The 910-nt window shown below is 68.2% G+C and carries 1 pseudogene; it reads right to left on the reverse strand.

Annotated features, from left to right (window positions below):
* Window positions 1-910, reverse strand: a pseudogene (locus AC061S_RS44470) (IS200/IS605 family accessory protein TnpB-related protein); the annotation flags it as partial.

Below are 910 nucleotides of genomic sequence, written 5' to 3' on the forward strand. Positions count from 1 at the left end.
GAAGCGGTGTGGCTCGCCGATGGGGTTGCCGTGCGGGTCGAGTCGGTAGGCGGCGAAGTGGTCGGCGTTGGTATCGACACCCACCATGCCCTTCGCGCGCGCGGTGGCTAGCGGGATCGTCTGAATGACGGGGCGTTGCCAGGATGCGGTCAGGTACCAGCGGACGCGTGCGGCATCCAGGTGGATGCGGTAGGCCACGGCCCGGTTCGCTTCGATGCGCTCAGCCCATTCCGCGCCCCGGTGCGCGAACGCGATACGGCAGGCCAGGACGTACCGACCATGCTTACTGTTGGCCAGATACGCGAGCGGGACGGGCAGCTTGATGCTGATCTCCCCGTCCGCAGTGACGCGGATCGTCTCGTTCCCGAACCGTTTCCCGGACTCACCATCAGCGGCGAGAAACCATCGTTCGGCTTCCCATCGGGCACGCCACTGCTCCTCGGTGAGCTGCGCTTCGGCCAGATTGTGCCGGGTGTTCGCCAGCCGTTTCCCGCCCCGGACCACCCGGACCCGACCGGCCTGCCAGTCTGTGAGAGCGGCTTCATGGCGGGCCTCCAAGACGACCAGACGGCGGGACTTGTTGAACCACTCGCTCTTGGAGCGGTAGCCGCCCGCAGCACGCTTGCTGCCCTTCTCCCTGATGGGCAGGGCGAGACGGCGCTTGAGTGTCTTGATGCCAGCGACCAGGTTCTGGATGTGCGCGGCCTGGCAGCGGCGGGCGAGTGCCCACTGATCGTGGCTGGCCTTGGTGATCGCCCCGGCGATCCGCGACGACGACTCCCCCGTCAGCCCCCGCTTGCGGGCCGCCCACGTGTCGGCGGAATGGTCGGGGCCCTCGACGCACCGCTGCTTGAGGTCACGGGAAGCCAGAGCACCCTGATGCGCGCCCACCAGCCGCAGAACCCTCTCG

The organism is Streptomyces sp. CA189 (assembly GCF_056428985.1).